We start from the raw sequence: 20,186 nt of genomic DNA on the forward strand, positions 1-20,186 counted from the left end.
CAAGAAAGCCGGAAAGTCAACCGCGAGAACCGGAGTCAAACGATGTCGGGTTATACAGAGTTCACGTTCCAAGGACAGCCGGGTTACGACGAAGCAGCGGCTCGGGAGATCATCGCCAGTGTGATTCCCGTCAGGACGATCGCCATGTACTGCTTCGACCCCCGGGCGGCCGGGGCCGCGAAGGCGGTGGCCGATTACTTCGGCGACGAGGTCTACCCCGGCGAACTCATCCTCGACGAGGCCGGCAGGAAGATGGGCTCCACAGCGACGGTGTTCCCTCTCATCGTCGGGGGTGGGCGCGCGGCGGACGCGCTTCGCTCGATCACGGTCTCCCAGCACCTCTTCGGAATCGAGCGGGTTGTTGTCGTACACCACTCCTTCTGCGGCGCCACCTCCTTCACGGCGGAGGGAATCACCGCTGCATGGAAAAATGAGCAGCACACCGACATCTCGTCGTTGTACGACTGGGACGGCATCTCCATCGCCGACTTCGAAAAGTCACTCAACTACGACGTGAGTCTGATCCGCAACAGCCCGGGCACCCCGAAGCACATTGAGATCTACGGCCTTTTCTACGACATCGACTCCGGCGAACTGACCGAGATCGTTCGCGACGTTCCCGCCGAGGTCGCGTAGCCGAGCATGACATCGAATGGACCGAGGCCCGCCGGCCTCGGTCCATTCGCCGTTCCGCCCGGCGGGAACGGTCAGCGCGCGGCGGCGAATGACTCGATGTAGGCCAGGGCCCCGTACAGCGCGTCGCGCAGGGGTGTGGACTCGCCGGCCGCCTGGTCCAGCAGTGCTCCGCCCTGGAACGCGGCGGCGAGCAGGTGGGCGAGCGCGGCCGGGTCGGCCTCCGGCCGCAGTTCGCCGCGCTCGCGCATCTTGCTCAGGCCGCGCTTGAACAGCTCCTGCCACCGCCCGAAGCCGTCGGCCACCGCGTCCCGGTGGGAGGGCTCGGTCTTGACGACCTCAGCGGCCAGGGAGCCGAACGTGCAGCCGCCGCGCGTCATGTCCTGCGAGGCGACGTACATGTCGGCCCATCGGTACAGGGCGGCGAAGCTGTCCAGTTCACCCAGCTCGGGCGCCTGGTGGCGGGCGACGATGCTGTCGGCCTGCCAGGCGAGCACCGCGCGTACCAGGGACTCCTTGGTGGGGAAGTGGCGCGTCAGCTGCGAGCCGCTGACCCCGGCGGCCGCGCGGATCTGCTCGTTGTTGGTGTTCTGTGCACCGTGTTCGTAGATCAGCTCGGCAGCCGCCTTGACGATGCGTTCGCGTGTGGCCAGGCCTTTGGCGGTCAGCTTCCGGCCCGGCGCTTCGCCGGTGGTGGTCATGGTGGCCATCGTAGCAAAAAAAGGGCTTGACAACCCATTCTTTGAGGTGTCTCCTGAATGCAGGCCGAAAAAGGGCTGGCAAGCCCATTCTCTTGAGGAGGCGGACGGGATGTCCACACAGGCCGCACCGCAGGCGGTCGCGACGACACCGCACACCGGCCCGGCCCCGGCCGTCACCGAGGCGGGTCACCCGCGCCGCTGGAGCGTCATGGCAGTGCTCGGTGCCGTCGCCTTCATGGCGCAGCTCGACTTCTTTGTCGTCAACGTCGCCCTCGACGGGATCGGCCAGTCGTTCCCGGGCGCGGGCGTCGCGAGCGTGTCGTGGGTCCTGTCGGCCTACGCGATCGTGTTCGCTGCCGTACTCGTGCCCGCGGGCCGGGTCGCGGACCAGTGGGGGCGCAAGAAGGTGCTGCTCAGCGGGGTGGGGATGTTCACCCTCACCTCCGCCGTCGCGGCTGCCGCGCCGAATCTCGGCGTGCTGGTCGGTGCTCGAGCGCTCCAGGCTGTCGGCGCGGCGATGATCGTGCCGACCTCGCTCGGTCTGCTCTACCCGAGCTTCCCCAAGCGGCAGCACACCCTCGTGGTCGGCCTGTGGGCCGGCGTGGGCGCGATCGCGGCCTCGGCAGGCCCACCCGTCGGCGGGCTGCTGGTCAGCCTCGACTGGCGGTGGATCTTCCTGATCAACGTTCCCATCGGGATCGCCACCCTCGTCGCGGGCGCGCTGCTCCTGCCCGAGGTGCGCCGGCCCAAGGGCGCCCCCGTGCCGGATCCCGTCTCCGCCGTCACACTCCTGCTGGCCGTGAGCCTGCTGGTGCTCGCCACCGTCCAGGGATCCGGGTGGGGCTGGACCGACGCGCGCACCCTGGCGCTGTTCGCCGCCGCCGTCCTGGCCGGGGCCGCGACCGTCGAGCGAACCCTGCGTGCCAAGGCGCCCGTGATCGAGAAGCAGCTGTTCACCAGCAGGCCGTTCACCGCCGCTACCGTGGCGCTGTTCCTGTTCTACGTCGGCTTCGCCATCGTCCTGCTCAGCACCGCCATGTTCATGCAGGAGATCTGGCACTTCAGCCCGCTGCGCGCAGGTGTGTCCATCGCCCCGGCGCCCCTGGCCTCGATCGCCTTCGCGATGAACGCAGGCCCCATCCAGCGCCGCTTCGGGCGCATCGCCCCCGCCGTCACCGGCACCATCGCCATGGCGCTCGCCGCCGGCTACTGGCTCGCGGCCGTGCACACCACCCCCGACTACTGGAGCGGCATGTTCCCGGGCCTCATCCTGGTGGGCCTGGCCGGCGGCCTGGCCCAGGCGCCGATGTTCGCCGCCGCCGGCACCCTCGCACCCGAGCGCGCCACCACCGGCAGCGCCGTGCTCAACATGAGCCGGCAGATCGGCAGCGCCGTCGGCGTGGCTGTGCTCGTCGCCCTCACGGCCCAGCCCACGCTCACGGGATTCGACCATGCCTGGTGGGTCCAGGCCGGCGCGGGCCTGGCCGCGGGCGCCGCCCTGCTCGCCCTCCACCCCCGCCGCACAGTCTCTGGTTCCAGCCATGTGAGCGCGACCAGGAAAGAGAAGGTCGATGAACGACAATAAGTGGATGGTCGGATTCCGCCGCCGTTCTGCGGTGGGAGTGATCGTTGAGCACTTCTATCTGGCGGACGGCGAAGCAGACAGCGCCGAAGCACGCCGCACCGCCGCCCGGATGGCCGTTGCACTGGGGCCCCGCCGCTACGGAGATCTCCTGTCGGCCCGGCCGGGCATGGGGGCCAGCCTTTTGGCCACACGCCTCAAGCACCTCGAACGACACGACGTGCCGCGTCGCACCACGCCGCCCGGCTACACCGATCGACGCCCGGTTCGTGTCTGACCTAGAGACGGAGAAAAGTCATGGAACGCAATCTTCTGGTGATCGGGGCGACCGGCAAGACCGGTGGCCACACCGCCGAACTGCTGCTTCAGCGCGGCCACCACGTCCGCGCGCTCGTCCGCCGTGCCGATGGGCGCTCCGCGAGGCTTGCCGGCCTCGGGGCGCAGATCGTGGAAGGCGATGTCCTCGACCTCGACTCCCTGGCGGAGGCGACGAAGGGGATCGATGCCCTGTACTTCACCTATCCGATCTTCCCCGGCCTGATGGACGCTACGGCGAACGTGGCCCTGGCGGCGGAGGAGAACGGGGTGCAGGCGATCGTGAACATGTCGCAAATCTCGGCCCGCCGCGATTCCGCCAGCAACGCGGCACGCCACCACTGGGTCGCGGAGCGTGTGCTGGACCGCTTCCCGGTGGCCGTTACCCACATCCGTCCGACCTTCTTCGCCCAGTGGCTGATCGATACCTGGGCCGACGGGACCGGCGAACTGCGCCTGCCCTTCGCGGACGGACGCCATGCCCCGATCGCGGAAAGCGACCAGGCAAGGGTGATCGCGGCCATCCTGGAGGACCCCGCCCCGCACGCCGGCAAGATCTACCCGCTGTACGGGCCGGTGGAGCTCAACCACTACGAGATCGCCGAGAAGATGTCGCAGGCGCTCGGCAGTCAGGTCACCTATGTGCCCATCAGCCTCGACGAGTTCAGGGCCATCCTCGAAAAGCGCGGAGCGCCGGAACACCTCATCCAGCACCTTCTCGCCGTCGCGGTGGACTACCGCAACGGCATCTTCGCCGGCACGAACGACGTCGTGAAGAAGGTCGGCGGCACCGACCCCCTCGATGTCGAGAGCTTCGTCGCCCAGAACCGGGCGGCCTTCGACTCACGCACCGCCTGAACCCAGGAGAGAACAATGAGTGTTTGGTTCATCACAGGATCGTCCCGTGGGTTCGGCCTCGAAATCACGCGCGCGGCGCTCGCGGCAGGACACCAGGTGGTGGCGACCGCACGGAAGGCGGAAGCCGTCCGCGAGCAGCTCCCCGACGCCGGTGACGCGCTGCTGGCCGTGCCGTTGGATGTGACCGACCCCGAGAGCATCCAGGCGGCTGTCGACGCGGCAGTCGAACGGTTCGGACGCATCGACGTCCTGGTCAACAACGCCGGCACCGGCCTGCTCGCCGCCGTGGAGGAATCCAACGACGCGGCGGTGCGCGCGGTGTACGAGACCAACGTGTTCGGTCCGCTCGCCGTCCAGCGCGCCGTGCTACCGCTACTGCGGCGCCAGCGTTCCGGGCACGTCGTCAACATCAGCTCCATCGTGGGCTTCGCCACCGCGCCGGGCTGGGGCATCTACGCCTCCACGAAGTTTGCCGTCGAGGGATTCACCGAGACCCTCCACGCCGAACTGGCGCCCCTCGGCGTCCACGTGACGCTCGTGGAGCCGGGCTTCTTCCGCACCGACTTCCTCGACCCGGCCAGCCTGCACACCGGCACCGACGTGATCGACGACTACGCGGCCACCGTCGGCACCATGCGTGAAGCGGCTACGGGGCTCAACCACGCCCAGCCCGGCGACCCGGCCAAGGCCGCCCGCGCCATCGTGGAGATGGCCGCCGCCCCCGAGCCGCCCCTGCGCCTCCAGCTCGGAGCCGACACCCTGCAAGCCTTCGACGCCAAGCTGGACAACTTCCGCAAGGAGCTGGACGCCTGGCGGCACGTCGCCCTCTCCACCGACCACGACTGAGCCGACAGCCGGGTCACGTTGCCATCGGTGCTGACGCTCTGCTGCGTGGTGCCGTCCGGCGCGGTAAGGGGCACATGGTGCGAGACAAGCGCGATGTCATCCACGATGTGGATCTTGCGCAGGTCAAGCTTCACCTGGGCCTGAGAGTCGAGGAGCCGGCCCAGGCCTACGCGGATGGCGTCCGGGCCGGTCAGTAGCCGACGGTGAAGCGCTGCCGGCGGTGGCCGGGCTGCTCGATCTCGTCGAGGAGGGCGACCGCGTAGTCCTCCACGGTGATGGCGCTGTTGCCGTCGTCGTCGGTGATGAGGTCGTTCAGGGCGGTGCGGTAGCCGCCGGTGCGGGTGCCGGGCTCGATCATGGCCGCGGGGCTGATGTTGGTCCAGTCGACGTCCGTGACGGTCCGGTAGTAGTCGAGGGCGTCGCCGTGGGCGTGCATGATCTGGAGCAGGAACTCGGGCAGGCCCGGGGCGTCCCACACCTGCTTGCCGTCGGGTGTGCGCAGGGACCCGGCGCCGCCGACGGTGATCAGGCGGGGTGCCTGCCCGCCGAGGGTCCGCAGTCCTTCGGTGAGGGCGACGGCGGCAGGCTTGATGGTGGCGATGTGGCCGGGGCCGTCACCGCCGCCGACAGCGCTGACGACGACGTCGTGGCCCGTCGCGGCGGCGGCGACCGACTGGGCGTCGAGGACGTCGCCGGTGGTGACGGTCAGGTTCGCGTGGCGTTCGGTGACCTTGGCGGGGTCGCGGACGACGGCGGTGACGGTGTGGCCGCGGTCGAGGGCCTCGCGGACGATGGCGGAGCCGATGGTGCCGTTGGCACCGAAGACAGCAATGTTCGTCATGGCAGTGTTTTCCTTCGTGATCTTTCGGGGTGGTTCGGAGGGCGGTCAGGCGGAGGCGGGGGCCAGGTGCCGGTCGAGGGCCTCGGTGAGCTGGAGGGCGCTGGAGAGCGCTCCGCCGAGCCGGTGGGTGCCGGTGGGGGTGTGCAGGAGCAGGGTCGGGTAGGCGTCGACGCCGAGCCGGCGCAGTTCCCGGAAGCCGCCTTCGGCTTCGGCGCGGGTGGCCGGGTCGAAGAAGGCTTCGGCGACGGCGTCGGCGTCGAGGCCGTGCCCGGCGGCGATGGACCGGTACACGTCGAGGTCGGAGAGGCTGCGGCCGTCGACATACCAGGCGCGCTGGAGGGCGCTCGCCAGTTCCAGGATGCGTCCGGGAGCCTGGCTGCGCAGCGCGACCAGGCCGACGGCGGGATCGGTGGAGTCCATCACCACGGCCCCCTCGGCCAGAACCTGCTGGTAGCCGTCGCCGAAGGTGACCCCCGTGGCGGCGGCGATGCGCTCGTTGGCGGCCGGGATGTGCGGGTACGCCGCCGCGGGCAGGGCCCGCGGGCCGGAGAAGAGGCCCCCGGACAGCACCTGCAACTCGATCCGGTCCGCGTTGCCGTCAGCGAACCGCCGCAACGCCGGGCCCAAGCCGTAGCACCAGCCGCAGTAGGCGTCGAACGCGTACGTGAGACGGATACGGTCTGTCATTCGGGACCTCCTGACATTGGTAGAAGTCAGTCATCGATATCGGCCAGGAGCTGCGACGCCCCTGCCGCCGCATATGCTCTCGACTGACGTCAAACGTAGGAGCCGGGAAAGGTTCCGCCCAGGTACGGTGAGGTCTCGTCGTGGTGAAAAACGGACACGAAGCGATCCCGGAGATCCAGTACGTCCCGCCGGCGGACGACGCGGTCGGTGTCGAAGTGATGCCGATCGCCGAACTGCGCCGCCGCCTGCATCACCACGGCGGGGCGGAAGGCGCCCGGGACGCCGAGGGAGCCGGCCGCGCACAGCGCCCGGACTTCCACCTGCTCCTCACGGTGGAACAGGGGCTGCTGTGGCACATGATCGACTTCGCCGACTACGCCGTCACCGACAGCACCTGGCTGTGGGTCCGCCCCGGCCAGGTACAGCGCTTCGGCGACCTCGGCGCGGCCACCGGCACTCTGGTGCTGTTCCAGCCCGACTTCCTCGACCCCGCCACCGCCACCGACGTCCGCCTCGACGACCCCTTCGGGCGCACCCTGTGGCAGATCACCGGCGAGGACGCCCCCGCCCTGCACCGGGCCCTTGACCACCTCGCCCACGAATACGGCACCACCCACATGCCGACCCCCGCCCGCTCAGCCATCCTCCAGCGGCTGCTCGCCGTACTCCTGCTGCGCCTGACCCACTTGACCGCACCCGTGGGCACCCCGCCCGCCGGGCACGCGGAAACCTTCCAGCGCTTCCGTGCCGCCGTCGAAACCGACTTCGCCCGGGCCCGCGACGTCGGACACTACGCGCGCGCCCTCGGATACTCGCCGCGCACCCTGACCCGGGCCGCGCTCGCCGCGGCCGGCGTCGGCGCCAAGGAGTTCATCGACCGTCGCGTCGTGCTGGAGGCCAAACGCCTCCTCGCCCACGGCGAAGAACCCGTCGCGGGCATCGGGGCCCGCCTCGGCTTCCTCGACACCAGCAATTTCGTTAAGTACTTCATCCAGCGCACCGGCACCACACCAGCCACCTTCCGTAGCCGGTACCGCCCGGCCCGGGCCGCCCGCTGAAGCCGTCTGCCGAGGACTGCCACCTGGTGCTGATCAACTCGTCGAAGAAATGACCCGATCCTGGCGATGCACGGCACTCGGGCCTCTTCTCGCTCTTGCTCCGCCTTCCTACGTTCGGCGCATGGACAACTTACTCGCCCTGCCCACGGGGCCGCTGGCCGACGCGAGCCTCGCCCTCGTACAGAAGGCGGAGAGCACGTCGATCGCCGACCACAGCGTCCGCAGCTTCCTGTTCGCCCGCCTGTTAGCCGAGCAGGAATGCTGCCTGAACGACGCGGCCTACGACGAGAAACTGCTCTTCGCTGCCTGCGTGATGCACGATCTGGGGCTGGGCACCCTCGCGGCCGGCCAGGCCCGGTTCGAAGTGGAGGGCGCCGATCTGGCGGCATCCGTGCTGACCGAGCACGGCATCGCCGCGGCGGACGTCGACCGGGTGTGGGAGGCGATTGCCCTGCACTCCTCCCTGGGCATCGCCGACCGGTGCGGACTGCTGACCTACCTGACTCACAAAGGTGTCTTCACCGACGCCGGCTACTTCACCGATCTCGGCGACGCGATGCTCCAGCCGATCTACGCCAGATACCCCCGACCCGCCGACGACCGTTTTATCCAGAACGCGATCGTCGAGCATGCCGCCCGCTCCCGGGCCGCGGCACCGCGATACTCGATCGCGGCCGAGTTACTGCGCCGGCGACAGGCCGGAGAGTGACCTCTGAGATGCGCACCGCGGCGAGCAGCCGCTGCCCGACCGGCGCCGCGCTCAGGGTGTCCGACTCGGTGACGGTCGACCCCGGCCTCCTTCAGGATCGATCAGACGGCCGGCGCCCGAGCCGGAGATCCCTGGAGACGTGAGGCATTGCGGGTGTTCCGCGGTTGGGCCATGCGATGTCGTCAACGGCGAGAAACGGCTCGCCGGCCATGGTCGCGGGGGTTGCCCCGGTGAACGCCCTGACGTCCCGATGCAGGTGGGACTGGTCGGCGTAGCCGGCGTCGGCCGCGACTCGGGCCGCGCCTTCACCCGCGACCAGGCGGTGCGCGGCATGGTCGAAGCGGACCAGCTTCACGGCGCGCTTGGGCGGCAGGCCGAGCTGCGACCGGAACCGGGACCACAGCCGCTTACGGCTCCACCCGACCTCGGCCGCGAGTTCGTCGACCCGGGCCAGGCCACGGCTGACGACGATCCGGTGCCAGGCCCAGGCCACCTCCGGGTCCACCGGCGGCCCCGCCTCATGCCGGCGGGCGAGCAGGGCGTCCGCCAACGCGAAGCGATCCTGCCACGACGCGACATCGCCGAGTTGCTCGCGGATCCGTGACGCCTCCTGGCCCCACAGGTCGCCCAGGGACGCGACGGCCCCGTCGAGGTCGGCGGGGGAGACGCCCAGGACCGCGCGTGCGATCACGGGGGACAGACGCACTTGTACGCACTCGACGTTCTCTCCCCGAGCCCGGACCGCGCCTCCGGACCCGAGCCCGGGCCCGGCGACGAGGCTTCCCCGTTGCTGCCGCCCGGCGGCACAGTCGACGACGGGCGAACCGGCGCCGAACTCCAGGAGCAGTGTCACGGCCGGGTGCGGGACCATCCGGAGCGCGTCCAGGTCACGGACACGGAACCCGGCCATAGTGACACCGGCCACCCGGCTGGGCCGCCTCGGGCACGCGACGCCCCACACAACCTCACCGTGCACGAACGTCCGCATCGTCCCATGCTAGGTGAGCCGGCCGAGGGGAACATTCGTCCAATCCACCGGCGCGTACCGGCGGGGACAGTGGGCTCATGACTGTTTCTGACGGCGGTTCGCATGTGAACGGCGGCGCCGAGGCCACCGAGAGTTCGACCCTGTCGCTGGGCGACGGCGACATCTACGTGTGCCAGGACGGCCCCCGCGACGCCCCCGCACTCCTGCTCATCCACGGGTCCGCATCCTCGACCCGTTCGTGGGACCTGATGGTTCCGCTGCTGACCGCATCTCACCGCGTCATCCGGATCGACCTGCTCGGGCACGGCCGGTCGGGCAAACCGGCCGACCGCAGCTACGAGCTCCCGGATCAGGCACGTCGGGCCGGCGCGGTACTGGACCGGCTCGGCGTCGAGCACTCCGTGGTCGTCGGACACTCCAGCGGCGGCGTCGTCGCCACCGCCCTCGCCGAACAGCGGCCCGACCTGGTGACCGCGCTCGCGCTCGTCAACACCGGCCCCAGCCTGGACGCCTTCATCGCACCGGAGTCCGCCGCAATCGGCCCCTCGCAGTGGCCGCCGAGCGACGAGCAGCTCCGCCGGCTCGCGAGCACTGGTTTCAGCCGCGCGGGCTACCAGTTCCCGGAAGAGCTCCTGGATGAGGTGCGCGCCATGACCTCCCACACGTTCACCACGACGATGCGGGCCACCCGCTCCTACCTGGAGCAGCTGGCGCTGCCGGATCGGCTGGCGGTCCTGGGCAAGCCGCTACTGGTGATCTTCGGCGAGGACGACCGCAGATGGCGATCCTCATCCGCCGCCGACTACCGCGCCGTTCCGGGCGCGAAGGTCGAGTTGCTGCCCGGTCTCGGGCACTCGCCCCTGCTCGAGGATCCGCCGCGGACAGCCACCCCCCTGCTGGCCTTCACCGCGATCCACGCCGTACGGGCGGACTGAACGAACGGAAGCGCCGGCGTCGCCGGTCCGGCCCTGGCCCAGGAGTCACGGGCTCATGTGGTCCGGCTGTGCAAGTCGGGTGAGGGCCGCCGCGACCAGGGCCTGTACGCCGGTGTCCAGGGTGGGCTGGAGGACCGGGGCGAAGCGGGGGCTGTGGTTGACCGGGATGTCCTGCGCCACCGTGCCGCGCTGCTGGGCAGCCTGGTACGTGTCCGGATCGATGCAGCCGAGGGCCCAGTAGGTGTACGGGATGCCGAAGGCGTCCGGGATGCGGCTGAAGTCCTCGCTGGCGCCCTGTAGTTCGCTGGTGCCCGCGCGGTCCCCGAAGGCCGCGGTGAAGGCGGCGGCGACCTCGCGGGTCAACGCCGTGTCGTTGACGGTCGGCGGAAAACGGGTGCCTTCCTCGACTTCCGGCTCGCGGGTCGCCCCGGAGGCGTCGCATTCGGCTCTGACGATGCGCCGTACCGCGGCCAGAACGGCCTGGCGGGTGTCCTCGTCGTACGTGCGCACGTTGACCAGCAGCTCGGCCGACTCCGGGATCACGTTGCCGCTCGTGCCCGCCTGTACAGAGCCCACCGTGAGCACGACCGGCCGGGTGGCGGCCAGCTCGCGCGAGACGATCGTCTGGAGGCGGACGACGATCATCGAGGCGATCACCACGGGATCGATCGCGGCCTGCGGTGCCGATCCATGAGCGCCTCTGCCATGGACAGTGATCTTGATGTTGTCCGCTGCGGAGAGGAAGGAGCCGGCGCGCGTGCCGACCTGTCCGGCGGGATAGGGGAGCACGTGCTGGGCGAATGCGACGTCCGGGCGGGGAACACGGTCGATGAGCCCGTCGGCGAGCATCCGGTCGGCGCCGTCGCCGGGCTCCTCGGCAGGCTGGAACAGGGCCAGCAGGGTGCCCTGCCACGGGCACCCCGGGCACGTTCTCCGGCGACAGCCAGTCGGCCACGGGTCAGCACCTCCCCTTCCTCCCACCATCGAAGAAGGCGGAGTTCAGCCGCTCTGCCGAGCGCGCGAGCGGGCCGAAGGTCACGCGCGCGGATCCGCCGGCTGTCACGGAAGGATCGCGATGGCGCTCGACCAGTTCAGACCGAGCCGTTCCTGGGACGCCATGTGCAGGAGCTGGAAGGCTTCCAGCTCGCGTGCCCGGCGCAGCGGTCCTACGTCCAAGGGGCGCATCCCGCCCGATGAGACCAGGCCCGACACGGCCTGTTTCGCGGTGTCGTCATCCGCGGCGACGAAGACGTCCAGGGGTCGGCCGGCGACCTGTCCGGTGGCGAGCGGCCCGGCGAAGGTGGTGTTGAACGCCTTGACGACCCGGGACTCCGGTGCGGCGGCGGCGATTTGTTCGGCGGCCGAGGTGCCGGGGGGCACGACGAGTGAGTCGAAGGTGGAGAAGTCCACCGGGTTGGAGATATCGACGACGATCTTTCCTGCCAGGGCGCCGCGCCACGCGGCGGCGACGTCGCGCCCGGCCGGATAAGGCAGGGCGAGCACCACGACGTCGGAATCAGCCGCGGCGTCGGCGTCGACCGCCGTGACCTCCGCTCCAGGTGTGGCCTGGCTCAAGGCGGTGGCCAGGTCTTCCGCCTTTGCCTTCTTGTGATCGTGCAGGCGGACGGAGTGTCCGCCTGCCATTGCCCGGGCACCAATGCCGCGGGCCATGTTCCCGGCGCCGACGATGGTGACGATCATGCGTCGCTCCTCAATGGACGTCACATGCCTTCCACCCTCACACCCCCAGCGGGCCGCTGCCACTGGCGAGCGTCCTGGTATCGGCCATCACGGTGTCGAAGACGGCCGTGAACTTTGGGTCGCGGTCGCGGACCAGCGCCCCGCGCCGCGCCTGCCACTCCCGCAGCCGGGTCTCGACGGCGGGAGTGGTCGTAGTGGCCATACCTCGAGGATGCCGCTCAATGCGAGGTCATCACCCGGCGGCGCGGCGCGCTCCGGTGCGGATGCAGCTCGACGGTGAGTGAGGCGGCGATGAAGACGGAGGAGTAGGTGCCGATCGCCAGGCCGATGAGCAGGGCGAGGGCGAAGTCGGTGAGGGTGTCGTCGGCGAGGACGGCAAGGGCGGTGAGGATGAGTGCCGCGCCCATACCGGTGTTGACGGTGCGGGGCAGGGTTTGCAGGATCGCCTGGTTCGCCAGACGGGGAAGCGGTGTGATGCGGTCGCGGGCGAGCAGTTCGCGGACGCGGTCGAAGACGACGACGGAGTCGTTGACCGAGTAGCCGATGACGGTCAGCAGGGCGGCCAGGAAGATCCCGTCGATCGGCTTGCCGAGCCAGGCGAAGACACCGATGAGGACCACCACGTCGTGGACGAGCGCGGCGACGGCCGCGGTCCCGAAGATCCAGCGGAACCGGACCGCGAGATACAGCAGTTGGGCGCCCAGCGCGAGAGAGAGGGCGATGAGGGCGTTGCGGCGCAGTTCGTCGCCCATGCTGGGGCCGATCAGCTCGTCGCGGATCTTCTCCGTCCCGCCGCCGAGGCCGCCGATGGTTTCGGTGACGGCGGCCTCGGCGGCGTTGGTCAGGTGCTCGGCGCGCACCGTGAGCCCGGTGTCGCCGGAGGACTGCACGACCGCGCGGGGGAACCCGGCGTCGGTGAGGGCGGTGCGGACCCGGTCGGGCTCGACGGGGGTGCTGGTGGCGTACTCGATCAGCCGGCCGCCGGTGAACTCGATGCCGAAGTCCAGGCCGCGGGCGAGGATGCCCGACGCGGCCACGGCGAGGAGGACGGCGGAGGCGGCCAGCCAGCGACGCGGACGGCGCAGCAGGAACGGCTCGCGGCGCAGCAGCCGGTCGCGCACCCATCCGGTGCTCGCGATGCCGGTGATACGAGGGCGGCGGAAGACCGCGGGGCGGTTGACCGCGTATTCGGCGAGCACCCGGCTGATCACCAGGGCGCTGACCATCGAGGCGAGGACGCCGATGCCGAGGGTGATACCGAAGCCGCGTACCGGGCCGGAGGCGAAGGCGAACAGGAGGCCCGCGGCGATCAGCGTGGTGATGTTGGAGTCGGCGATCGCGCTGAGGGCACCGCGGAACCCGGCCGTCAGGGCCGAGCGCGGGGTGGGGCGGCTGCGGGCCGCGTACTCTTCGCGGGCCCGTTCGAAGACCAGGACGTTGGCGTCCACGGCCATGCCGATCGCCAGGACGAACCCGGCGAGGCCCGGCAGGGTCAGGGTGGCGCCGAGCGCGGCCAGGGCGGCGTACGAGATGAGGCCGTAGCAGACCAGGGCCGCGGTCGCGAGCAGACCCATGAGCCGGTAGACGGCGATGATGAACAGCGCGGTCAGTGCGGTGCCGATGGCGGCGGCCCAGGCCGCGGCCTCGATGGCCGCGTCGCCGAGCGTGGCGCCGACGGTGCGCTGTTCGACGGTCTCGACGGGTACGGGCAGGGCGCCGCCGGAGATGAGCAGGGCCAGTTCGCGGGCTTCGGTGCCGTCGAAGGAGCCGGTGATCTGGGTGGTGCCGCCCGGGATACCGGCCCCGCACGGCACGGAGGGGTCGACCTGCGGCGAAGAGATGATCTTGTTGTCGAGGACGATGGCGACCCGGCGCTGCGGATCGTCGGCCGGATGGCACGCGGCCCGTGCGGTGACCTGCTTCCACCGGCCCTGACCGGTCTTGGTGAAGTCGACGGTGACATGCCATCCGGCACCGCCCTGCTGGTCGAAGCGGGCGTCGGCGCCTTCTACGTCCCGTCCGGTCAGGTCGGCGGCTCGCAGCCGCAGGGGCTGTCCGGACTCGTCCGGCAGCACACGCTCCGCGGCCGGATCGGCGGGCGGCGGGGCGGTGGCGCCGTCGGAGGTCCTAGCCGGGCCGAGGACCGCGTGGACGGTGAGCTGCGCCGTGCGGCCCAGCACATCGGCGGCCTTCTTCGGGTCATGAACACCGGGCAGCTCGACGAGGATGCGCTGGTCTCCGGAGCGGACGAGGGTCGGCTCGGCCACGCCGAGCGCGTCGATACGGCCGCGGAGCACCTCCAGGGTGCGGTCGGTGGCCGCGGCGTCGGCTGCGGTGGTGGGGGTGGAGCGGGTTTCCAGCATGATCTGGGTGCCGCCGTGCAGGTCGAGGCCGAGGCGGACCGGCACGGTGAGGGCGATGGCCAGCGATCCGGCGATCACGGCGAGGGCGATCAGCGCACGGGCGCGCAGGGACTTGTTCCGCTTGTTCCGGCCGCTGTTCCGTTTGTTCTGGTCGTTCCGGCGTTTCAACACAAGCCTCCGGCAGGCACGTCGCGGCGGCGGCTCGCGCGGCCGCGACGGGAAAAGGGTGATGGGGTGCGTCAGGTACCGGAAGGCGCAGGAGGTGCCCGGCCGCGCTGGTGGGCCGATTGGCCGGAGGTGAGGGGTGCGCACGCGGAAGGCGCCGAAGCGCGGATACCGACGGCCGGGCCGGCATCCGTACCGCGGGGGTCGGTGGCGTGGTGATCCGGCGGGTACGGACGGTCGCAAGGGCGGTCGTGCCGGACCCGGGCCTGGGCCGCGCAGCCGGCGGCACCCGGGTCGTCCGCGCGGGGCCCGGGGTCCGGGCGCGCGGCGTGCGTGGCCGCCGGGGCGGTGGCGGTGGCGGGGGCGGGCACCGGCCCGGAAGCGGCGCGCGCGGTATCCGCGGGCACCAGCGCCAGCAGGACGGCGAGGAGCAGGATGAGCGTTCCCGCGCAGCGGTGGAGCCGGTGGAGCCCGTGACGACCGGCGGTCGGGACGGTGCGGGGTGCTGGGCGCATGCACCGTCCCCTTTCTGCTGGGCGTTCGATTTCCTGCCGGGTGCTCGACACGGGGCGCCCCGGTGGGGGAGGGCGGGTGTCAGGGTTCGACGAGACCCGCGCGGATGGCGTAGCGGGTCAGCTCCAGCCGGTCGTGCAGCCCGAGTTTGTGCAGGAGGTTGGCCCGGTGGCGGTGCACGGTCTTGACGCTGATGAACAGGATCTCGGCGATCTCCTTGGAGGAGTGCCCCTCGGCGACGAGTTTGAGGACTTCCTCCTCGCGAGGGGTGAGGAACTGGTCGGGGTTCTCCTCGCCGTGCCGGACGCGGTCCAGGTAATTGCGGATGAGGGCGGTGACCGCGCCGGGGTAGAGGAACGGCTCGTTGCGCATCGCGGCCCGGCAGGCGGCGACCAGATCGCGGTCGGCGACGGATTTCAGCACATAGCCGCAGGCCCCGGCCTTGAGCGCCTGGAAGAGGTACTGCTCGTTGTCATGCATCGTCAGCATCAGGATGCGCAGGCTCGGTTTGAGCGCCACCAGCTCACGGGCGGCCTGCAAACCGGTCAGGCGCGGCATGGCGATGTCGAGCACGGCCAGGTCGATCTCCTGGCTCCGGGCGGCCTCGATGGCCTCGGCGCCGTCCCCGGCCTCGGCGACGACCTCCAGATCGGGTTCCCGGTCGAGGATCAGCCGCACACCGCGGCGTACCAGGGCGTGGTCGTCGGCGAGCAGGATGTGGATCGGCGTCGCGGCCGTGGAAGCCGGGGCCGTGGGAGCCGGTGCCGGGGCCGTGGTGGGTTCGGGCGAGGTCGGATCGTGCATGGTCAGGACTGCTTCCTGGGGACGGGGGTGATCAGGCGGATCCGGGTGCCGGTGCCGGGTGTGGAGGTGATGTCCAAGGTGGCTCCGGTGAGCAGGGCCCGTTCGCGCATACCGCGGATCCCGGCGCCTTCGCAGGCGGCCTCGATACCGCGGCCGTCGTCGGCGATCTCCAGCACCACCGCCTCACCCGCGCGGTACAGGCTCACCTCGGCCCGATGCGCGTCCGCATGGCGGGCCACATTCGTCAGGCTCTCCTGAGCCACCCGGTACAGGACGAGCTCGCTCTCTCGGTCGAGGGTGGGCAGATCGGCGTCGAGGCGGCGTACGACCCGCAGCCCGGTGTGGGTGGCGAAGTCCTGTGTGAGCGAGGTCAGCGCACTGACCAGGCCCAGGTCGTCCAGGACACCGGGCCGCAGGCGCCGCACCAGGCGGCGGACCTCGTCCAGGCTCTCCCGGGTGATCTCCTGGGCCTGCTGGAGGTCCTCGCGCAGCGGCTCGGGGGAGTCGTCCGCGGCGCGCTTGAGCACCAGCAGGATCGCGGTCATGCTCTGTCCGACCTCGTCGTGCAGCTCCTGGGCGATACGGCGGCGTTCCGCCTCCTGGGCCAGCAGCACCCGGGCGCTGGACGTGGCGCGCTCGTGCTCCAGCCGGTCGAGCATGGCGTTGAAGGTGCGGATCAGCTCGGTCACCTCGCTGCCGGCACCGGCGCCGGGCACGGGCAGCCGCTGGCCGGGGCGCAGCAGGTCGACGGTGGTCATCAGCCTGGTCAGCCGGCCCAGCGGGGCCAGGCCCCAGCGCAGCAGGGTGCCGTTGGCGACCAGCATGACGGCGAGACCGCCGACCAGGATGACCGCCTCGGTCAGCACCACCGGCACGGAGACGGTCACCGGCGCCCACAGCAGCAGCGCCGTCGCGGCGCCGAGCACCAGGGCGTTGAGCCCGAAGATCCGCCAGAACAGCGACACCGCGGAAACTCCTCCTTCTGCGACCCGACTGTGATCACCTCTACTGTCGGTCATCCGCTGTCGGTCATCCGCATCGCACCCCTGGCGGAGCTGCCGCGACTGGTCGCGACCGATCCCGCCCCAGCCTGCCTCCCGCATCGCGCGCGGTCGATGGGGCACGCCACCCATATCCGAGGTCACCGGGTACCCATCCGCCGTTCCCCGCCATCGCCTCGTGGTCACCGCTGTCCCGGGCAAATGGGGTCCGCGCCCGATGGGCTTCCGGCGCCGGGCCGAGCAGAGTCGAAGGTGACCGAGCCGCCCGGTTCGGCCCGTGCCGCGGTCGTGGAGACGGGGGTCGGCGGAACCGGGCGGCCGCTGCCGCGCGCAGCGCGCTTTTACGTTTCCGCGCTCCACGCTCCACGCTTCCACGCTTCCGGGAAAGGACCTCATCGTGCCGCTCGACACCGCCCAGACCGATCCCCGCCCCGAGCGGCTGACCGCTCACGAGGCCCGTCAGCGCCTCGAACACGCCCGCAACAGCCGCCTTGCCCAGCTGCGCGCCATCGACGAGACCGGGCAGAGCACGGACGACCATCTGATGTCCGTGCAGGCGGAGGCGATCCGGCAGGTCCTCACCGAGATCGACGAGGCGTTCGTCCGCGTCGACGACGGCTCCTACGGCACCTGCCAGGGCTGTGCCAAGCCCGTCCCCGCCGAACGCCTGGAGATCCTCCCCTACACCCGGCACTGCGTCGCCTGCCGGCGCCGCGCCGCGGCCTGACCGGCCCTGTCCCACCCGCCTTCGTCTCCGCGCTGCTCAAAGGGGTGAAGTGGTGAACCACCAGATCATCGGCGACCGTCCCGCGCACCTGTCGCCCGAGGACCTCGCCGCGCTGCGGGAGAACCTGCGCGAACAGCGCCTGTTCCGCCAGGAGCAGCTGCGGCAGATAGCCGCGGCGCCCCACGCCGCGGACCCGCGCCTGTGCCGCTCTGCGGCACAGGCCGAAGTGCAGGGGAAACTCGCCGCCTCCGCGTGCATGGTCCTCGCCGACGTGGAGGCGGCGCTGCAACGCATCGCCGAGGGCCGCTACGGCAGCTGCCACCTGTGCCGGCGCTCCGTCGAACGCGAACTCCTGATGATCGTTCCGCAGGACCGTTACTGCGCACGGTGCCAGCAGGTACGGGAGGCCGGACGATGACCGTCATCCGCCGCCGGGCCGACTCCACCGCCCGGCACCGGCACCAGCCTTGGCCGTTGTGCCGGCAGTGCTGCGGCCTCGCCCTCGACCTGGGCAGCGCCCGCACCCGCGCCTGGATGGCCGGCCGCGGACTGATCTTCGACGTGCCCACCGTCACCTTCCCCGGGGTTGTCCACCCGATCCGGCGCGGCGCCATCGTCGACGTTCCGGGAACGGCCCGGATGCTCGACCGGCTGCTCGGCCACCGTCTGCCCCGCCTCACCCGCCCGCTGGTGATGGTCACCACGCCCGTGCTGGACGGCCCCGGCTACCGCGAACGTGCCCGCACCGCCGTGGAGGTGCTGCGCCCGCGCGCGGTCCTGACCGTCCCCACCGCACGCGCCATCGCCCTGGCCGCGGACGCCGACCTCTCCCTGCCGCTGCTCGTGGTGGACGTCGGCGCCCACCTCACCGAAGTGGTCCTCCTCGTCGACGGCGTCGTCTTCGACGCCCGCCGCACCACCCTGGGCACCAGCGACCTCTCCGGCGCCGGCACCACGGCGGAGGTCAGCGAGGCCATCACCGTCATGATCACCTCAATGCTCCGGCAGGACCGTACGTCCCTCACCGCCGAAGCCCTGAGCCGCGGCGCCCTCCTGGCCGGCGGCGGCGCACTGCGCCCCGACCTCACCCGCCGGCTCATCGGCGGCCTGCACGCGCCAATGCGGGCGGTCCCCGCACCGCACACCGCCGCGATCCGCGGCGCCGCCACGATCCTGCACGCCGCGCACGCCCATCCCTCGGCCGGCGGCACGTCCCCGCCCGGCCCCGGCCCGCAGTCCGGATGAGCCCCGCGGCCTCAAGGGGCGCGCGGCTCAGCCGGTTCCTCAAGCATCCGCCGGCAGATGATCGACAGCCTCACGCAACCGCGCATCCGTGCCAATCGCCATTCAGCGAGCTTGACTTGCGTACGCGCAGTCATGCGGGACACCGCCCGAACACTCGTCAGTCCACAACTCCTGACCATGACTCGCGGGCAGCCCAGCCTCGCGTGTCACTTGGCCGGTTCAGGTCCGTAGCCTTGCGCTATGAGGAACGGGATTGATCGCGTGGAGGACGGCTGGGACGTCCGCTCGATACGTGGGGTGGGCGTCGGCGAGGTGGTCGTCGGCAGCGTGATGCGGCTGCACATTGGTTCGCATGGGATCGAGGTGCACAGCCCGGCCGAGTTGACGGCCGGCGGGGAGGCCTATGCCATTCACGCCGCGGGCCGAATCAATCTGGACAAGGTGACGCTGCTGCTCGATCAGGTGGTCGCTGAGGTTCATGTATCCGATTCGGGTGCGCTGAAGGTTCGGTTTGCCGGCGGGTGGCGATTGGACGTTCCGGTGGTGCCCGAGGGCTTGGGCTGGATCGTCGCCCTCCGGGGGCGCCACTTCATCAGCCCCGTGGCGGGTGGTGGCGTGAGGATGTCCGATCGACGAAGTGGCTGAGCAGCCGCTCCTGTCTACCGTGGCCCCATGGCGCTGATTTCTTACCTCCACCGTTTCAATCAACGGCACCCATGGAGTCACAACGACCACTACGGCCCCTGGATCGCGCGCCGGGTGGCCGGGTCCGGGGCTCGCCACGTCCTCGACGTCGGGTGCGGCGCGGGGAATCTTGCCGCGCTTCTGCGCCGTCGGGCTGTCACCGTCACCGGGCTCGAACCCTCCCCCCAGATGGCCCGCGCCGCGGCGGAGCGCTTCGCCGACGACCCCGCGGTCACCATCGTTGAAGCCGGCTTCGCCGGGCGCGACCCGCGGCGGCGCTTCGACGCGATCACCCTGGTCGCCGTCCTGCACCACCTGCCGCTGGTGTCCACTTTGCGGGAGCTGCGCGGCTGCCTCGCTCCGGGCGGGCGCCTCGTGGTCGTCGGCTGCTATCGGGAGACCGGGCCTGTCGATCTCCTCGTCTCCCACCTGGCCGTGCTCGTGAATCCGGTCATGGGGCTGGTCAAGCATCCGGCCCGTGCCGTTGCGCTGCCCCTGCACATGACGGCGCCTACCGCTCTTCCGCAGGAGACCCTGGAGGACATCCGGGCCGCGGCCGCGCAGGAGCTGCCCGGCGCCCGGATCCGGCGTCGCCTGTTCTGGCGGTACAGCCTGGTTTACGACGCTCCCGCCGGGCACAGCCCGGCCTGATGCCGTTTTGGCATCGGTCACCGACGTCGAGGGCGGTCACCGAGCCGCCCAGGGCCTCCGTGGCGGCTGTCAGCCCCCGGCCGCCGAGGCCGCCCAGCTCATGCGCGACCACATCACGTACAGCCTCACCGCGACCGCCATCAGCGCCCTCGAAGAGAGCGAAGGTCACGCCTGAGCCC

The 20,186-nt window shown here is 71.0% G+C and carries 25 protein-coding genes and 1 pseudogene; 15 read left to right on the top strand and 11 right to left on the bottom strand.

The window, feature by feature from the left end; translation table 11 throughout:
* The first annotated feature begins 42 nt into the window (after positions 1–42).
* Positions 43–636 (top strand): carbonic anhydrase, encoded by a 594-nt coding sequence (locus ACH4S9_RS17805; RefSeq protein ID WP_361181881.1) that lies wholly within the window; start codon positions 43–45, stop codon positions 634–636.
* 71 nt (positions 637–707) lie between these two features.
* Here the strand turns inward: ACH4S9_RS17805 and ACH4S9_RS17810 are convergent, their stop codons facing one another.
* The gene (locus ACH4S9_RS17810; RefSeq protein ID WP_311721653.1) at positions 708–1,334 is read right to left on the bottom strand and encodes a TetR/AcrR family transcriptional regulator; all 627 of its coding nucleotides are present in this window, start codon (positions 1,332–1,334) and stop codon (positions 708–710) included.
* 109 nt (positions 1,335–1,443) lie between these two features.
* Between ACH4S9_RS17810 and ACH4S9_RS17815 the strand changes: the two genes are divergently transcribed.
* The 5 genes from ACH4S9_RS17815 to ACH4S9_RS17835 all read left to right on the top strand — a co-directional run bounded on the left by ACH4S9_RS17815 (position 1,444) and on the right by ACH4S9_RS17835 (position 5,132).
* The gene (locus ACH4S9_RS17815; RefSeq protein WP_385338783.1) at positions 1,444–2,919 is read left to right on the top strand and encodes an MFS transporter; all 1,476 of its coding nucleotides are present in this window, start codon (positions 1,444–1,446) and stop codon (positions 2,917–2,919) included.
* Positions 2,906–3,193, top strand: a complete 288-nt coding sequence (locus ACH4S9_RS17820; RefSeq protein WP_398372775.1) for a hypothetical protein — start codon at positions 2,906–2,908, stop codon at positions 3,191–3,193. The genes ACH4S9_RS17815 and ACH4S9_RS17820 overlap by 14 nt, the downstream gene beginning before the upstream one ends.
* 20 nt (positions 3,194–3,213) lie before the next feature.
* On the top strand, positions 3,214–4,089 hold the full coding sequence (locus tag ACH4S9_RS17825; RefSeq protein ID WP_398372777.1) for an NAD(P)H-binding protein: 876 nt from the start codon (positions 3,214–3,216) through the stop codon (positions 4,087–4,089).
* 15 nt (positions 4,090–4,104) lie between these two features.
* Positions 4,105–4,935 (top strand): oxidoreductase, encoded by an 831-nt coding sequence (locus ACH4S9_RS17830; RefSeq protein WP_311721657.1) that lies wholly within the window; start codon positions 4,105–4,107, stop codon positions 4,933–4,935.
* Between the two features lie 74 nt (positions 4,936–5,009).
* On the top strand, positions 5,010–5,132 hold the full coding sequence (locus tag ACH4S9_RS17835; RefSeq protein WP_311721659.1) for a hypothetical protein: 123 nt from the start codon (positions 5,010–5,012) through the stop codon (positions 5,130–5,132).
* Here the strand turns inward: ACH4S9_RS17835 and ACH4S9_RS17840 are convergent.
* Positions 5,126–5,776 (bottom strand): NAD(P)-dependent oxidoreductase, encoded by a 651-nt coding sequence (locus ACH4S9_RS17840; protein ID WP_398372780.1) that lies wholly within the window; start codon positions 5,774–5,776, stop codon positions 5,126–5,128. The two genes, ACH4S9_RS17835 and ACH4S9_RS17840, sit on opposite strands and share 7 nt — an antisense overlap.
* A 45-nt stretch (positions 5,777–5,821) precedes the next feature.
* A complete protein-coding gene (locus ACH4S9_RS17845; RefSeq protein WP_398372782.1) occupies positions 5,822–6,463 on the bottom strand; it encodes a DsbA family protein in 642 nt (213 codons plus the stop codon).
* A 143-nt stretch (positions 6,464–6,606) separates the two neighbouring features.
* Here ACH4S9_RS17845 and ACH4S9_RS17850 point away from each other — a divergent pair, with 143 nt between their 5' ends.
* Together ACH4S9_RS17850 and ACH4S9_RS17855 are read left to right on the top strand one after the other, a co-directional pair.
* The gene (locus ACH4S9_RS17850) at positions 6,607–7,521 is read left to right on the top strand and encodes a helix-turn-helix domain-containing protein (protein ID WP_398372784.1); all 915 of its coding nucleotides are present in this window, start codon (positions 6,607–6,609) and stop codon (positions 7,519–7,521) included.
* 121 nt (positions 7,522–7,642) lie between these two features.
* On the top strand, positions 7,643–8,230 hold the full coding sequence (locus ACH4S9_RS17855; protein WP_358842964.1) for an HD domain-containing protein: 588 nt from the start codon (positions 7,643–7,645) through the stop codon (positions 8,228–8,230).
* Between the two features lie 91 nt (positions 8,231–8,321).
* On the opposite strand, the gene ACH4S9_RS17860 is transcribed toward ACH4S9_RS17855, so the two are convergent.
* Positions 8,322–9,218 (bottom strand): helix-turn-helix domain-containing protein, encoded by an 897-nt coding sequence (locus ACH4S9_RS17860; RefSeq protein ID WP_385338763.1) that lies wholly within the window; start codon positions 9,216–9,218, stop codon positions 8,322–8,324.
* Between the two features lie 77 nt (positions 9,219–9,295).
* On the opposite strand from ACH4S9_RS17860, the gene ACH4S9_RS17865 reads away from it, so the two are divergent.
* A complete protein-coding gene (locus tag ACH4S9_RS17865) occupies positions 9,296–10,153 on the top strand; it encodes an alpha/beta fold hydrolase (RefSeq protein WP_398372788.1) in 858 nt (285 codons plus the stop codon).
* 45 nt (positions 10,154–10,198) lie between these two features.
* On the opposite strand, the pseudogene ACH4S9_RS17870 reads toward ACH4S9_RS17865, so the two are convergent.
* The 7 genes and pseudogenes from ACH4S9_RS17870 to ACH4S9_RS17900 form a co-directional block, all read right to left on the bottom strand.
* Positions 10,199–11,065 (bottom strand): annotated as a pseudogene (locus ACH4S9_RS17870) (amidohydrolase); the annotation flags it as partial.
* Between the two features lie 147 nt (positions 11,066–11,212).
* Positions 11,213–11,854 carry an NAD(P)-binding domain-containing protein gene (locus tag ACH4S9_RS17875; protein ID WP_361181869.1) on the bottom strand — a complete coding sequence of 214 codons (642 nt, stop codon included), beginning with the start codon at positions 11,852–11,854 and terminating at the stop codon, positions 11,213–11,215.
* 37 nt (positions 11,855–11,891) lie between these two features.
* Positions 11,892–12,056 carry a hypothetical protein gene (locus ACH4S9_RS17880; RefSeq protein ID WP_311721667.1) on the bottom strand — a complete coding sequence of 55 codons (165 nt, stop codon included), beginning with the start codon at positions 12,054–12,056 and terminating at the stop codon, positions 11,892–11,894.
* A gap of 16 nt (positions 12,057–12,072) precedes the next feature.
* Complete coding sequence (gene secD, locus ACH4S9_RS17885; RefSeq protein WP_398372791.1) at positions 12,073–14,385, bottom strand: protein translocase subunit SecD; 2,313 nt, start codon at positions 14,383–14,385, stop codon at positions 12,073–12,075.
* A gap of 71 nt (positions 14,386–14,456) precedes the next feature.
* A complete protein-coding gene (locus tag ACH4S9_RS17890) occupies positions 14,457–14,897 on the bottom strand; it encodes a hypothetical protein (RefSeq protein ID WP_398372793.1) in 441 nt (146 codons plus the stop codon).
* A gap of 79 nt (positions 14,898–14,976) precedes the next feature.
* Complete coding sequence (locus ACH4S9_RS17895; RefSeq protein WP_398372795.1) at positions 14,977–15,699, bottom strand: response regulator; 723 nt, start codon at positions 15,697–15,699, stop codon at positions 14,977–14,979.
* Between the two features lie 2 nt (positions 15,700–15,701).
* Positions 15,702–16,664 carry a histidine kinase gene (locus ACH4S9_RS17900; protein WP_352130221.1) on the bottom strand — a complete coding sequence of 321 codons (963 nt, stop codon included), beginning with the start codon at positions 16,662–16,664 and terminating at the stop codon, positions 15,702–15,704.
* Between the two features lie 433 nt (positions 16,665–17,097).
* Between ACH4S9_RS17900 and ACH4S9_RS17905 the strand changes: the two genes are divergently transcribed.
* From ACH4S9_RS17905 to ACH4S9_RS17930, 6 genes are all read left to right on the top strand, one after another.
* Positions 17,098–17,427: a TraR/DksA C4-type zinc finger protein gene (locus ACH4S9_RS17905; protein ID WP_311721672.1), complete on the top strand. Its 330-nt coding sequence runs from the start codon at positions 17,098–17,100 to the stop codon at positions 17,425–17,427.
* 49 nt (positions 17,428–17,476) lie between these two features.
* A complete protein-coding gene (locus ACH4S9_RS17910) occupies positions 17,477–17,845 on the top strand; it encodes a TraR/DksA family transcriptional regulator (RefSeq protein ID WP_398372798.1) in 369 nt (122 codons plus the stop codon).
* Positions 17,842–18,672, top strand: a complete 831-nt coding sequence (locus tag ACH4S9_RS17915; protein ID WP_311721674.1) for a hypothetical protein — start codon at positions 17,842–17,844, stop codon at positions 18,670–18,672. Before ACH4S9_RS17910 ends, ACH4S9_RS17915 begins: the two co-directional genes overlap by 4 nt.
* Before the next feature lie 240 nt (positions 18,673–18,912).
* Positions 18,913–19,317 carry a DUF6188 family protein gene (locus ACH4S9_RS17920; protein WP_398372800.1) on the top strand — a complete coding sequence of 135 codons (405 nt, stop codon included), beginning with the start codon at positions 18,913–18,915 and terminating at the stop codon, positions 19,315–19,317.
* Positions 19,318–19,344: 27 nt separating this feature from the next.
* Entirely contained in the window at positions 19,345–20,007 is a 663-nt protein-coding gene (locus ACH4S9_RS17925; RefSeq protein WP_398372802.1) for a class I SAM-dependent methyltransferase, read from the top strand.
* Positions 20,008–20,014: 7 nt separating this feature from the next.
* A complete protein-coding gene (locus ACH4S9_RS17930; protein ID WP_311721677.1) occupies positions 20,015–20,182 on the top strand; it encodes a hypothetical protein in 168 nt (55 codons plus the stop codon).
* The last annotated feature ends 4 nt before the right edge of the window (positions 20,183–20,186 follow it).

This window comes from Streptomyces sp. NPDC021225 (assembly GCF_044332865.1).
GTDB lineage: Bacteria > Actinomycetota > Actinomycetes > Streptomycetales > Streptomycetaceae > Streptomyces.

What these genes read in the sequence shown, in the direction of transcription:
- ACH4S9_RS17915 (WP_311721674.1), top strand. Translation starts at nt 17,842, where the DNA reads ATGACCGTCATCCGCCGCCGGGCCGACTCCACCGCCCGGCACCGGCAC.
- ACH4S9_RS17920 (WP_398372800.1), top strand. Translation starts at nt 18,913, where the DNA reads ATGAGGAACGGGATTGATCGCGTGGAGGACGGCTGGGACGTCCGCTCG.
- ACH4S9_RS17810 (WP_311721653.1), bottom strand. Translation starts at nt 1,334, where the DNA reads ATGACCACCACCGGCGAAGCGCCGGGCCGGAAGCTGACCGCCAAAGGC.
- ACH4S9_RS17830 (WP_311721657.1), top strand. Translation starts at nt 4,105, where the DNA reads ATGAGTGTTTGGTTCATCACAGGATCGTCCCGTGGGTTCGGCCTCGAA.
- ACH4S9_RS17835 (WP_311721659.1), top strand. Translation starts at nt 5,010, where the DNA reads ATGGTGCGAGACAAGCGCGATGTCATCCACGATGTGGATCTTGCGCAG.
- ACH4S9_RS17855 (WP_358842964.1), top strand. Translation starts at nt 7,643, where the DNA reads ATGGACAACTTACTCGCCCTGCCCACGGGGCCGCTGGCCGACGCGAGC.
- ACH4S9_RS17805 (WP_361181881.1), top strand. Translation starts at nt 43, where the DNA reads ATGTCGGGTTATACAGAGTTCACGTTCCAAGGACAGCCGGGTTACGAC.
- ACH4S9_RS17840 (WP_398372780.1), bottom strand. Translation starts at nt 5,776, where the DNA reads ATGACGAACATTGCTGTCTTCGGTGCCAACGGCACCATCGGCTCCGCC.
- ACH4S9_RS17825 (WP_398372777.1), top strand. Translation starts at nt 3,214, where the DNA reads ATGGAACGCAATCTTCTGGTGATCGGGGCGACCGGCAAGACCGGTGGC.
- ACH4S9_RS17860 (WP_385338763.1), bottom strand. Translation starts at nt 9,218, where the DNA reads ATGCGGACGTTCGTGCACGGTGAGGTTGTGTGGGGCGTCGCGTGCCCG.
- ACH4S9_RS17890 (WP_398372793.1), bottom strand. Translation starts at nt 14,897, where the DNA reads ATGCGCCCAGCACCCCGCACCGTCCCGACCGCCGGTCGTCACGGGCTC.
- ACH4S9_RS17875 (WP_361181869.1), bottom strand. Translation starts at nt 11,854, where the DNA reads ATGATCGTCACCATCGTCGGCGCCGGGAACATGGCCCGCGGCATTGGT.
- ACH4S9_RS17865 (WP_398372788.1), top strand. Translation starts at nt 9,296, where the DNA reads ATGACTGTTTCTGACGGCGGTTCGCATGTGAACGGCGGCGCCGAGGCC.
- ACH4S9_RS17880 (WP_311721667.1), bottom strand. Translation starts at nt 12,056, where the DNA reads ATGGCCACTACGACCACTCCCGCCGTCGAGACCCGGCTGCGGGAGTGG.
- ACH4S9_RS17925 (WP_398372802.1), top strand. Translation starts at nt 19,345, where the DNA reads ATGGCGCTGATTTCTTACCTCCACCGTTTCAATCAACGGCACCCATGG.
- ACH4S9_RS17895 (WP_398372795.1), bottom strand. Translation starts at nt 15,699, where the DNA reads ATGCACGATCCGACCTCGCCCGAACCCACCACGGCCCCGGCACCGGCT.
- ACH4S9_RS17845 (WP_398372782.1), bottom strand. Translation starts at nt 6,463, where the DNA reads ATGACAGACCGTATCCGTCTCACGTACGCGTTCGACGCCTACTGCGGC.
- ACH4S9_RS17815 (WP_385338783.1), top strand. Translation starts at nt 1,444, where the DNA reads ATGTCCACACAGGCCGCACCGCAGGCGGTCGCGACGACACCGCACACC.
- ACH4S9_RS17820 (WP_398372775.1), top strand. Translation starts at nt 2,906, where the DNA reads ATGAACGACAATAAGTGGATGGTCGGATTCCGCCGCCGTTCTGCGGTG.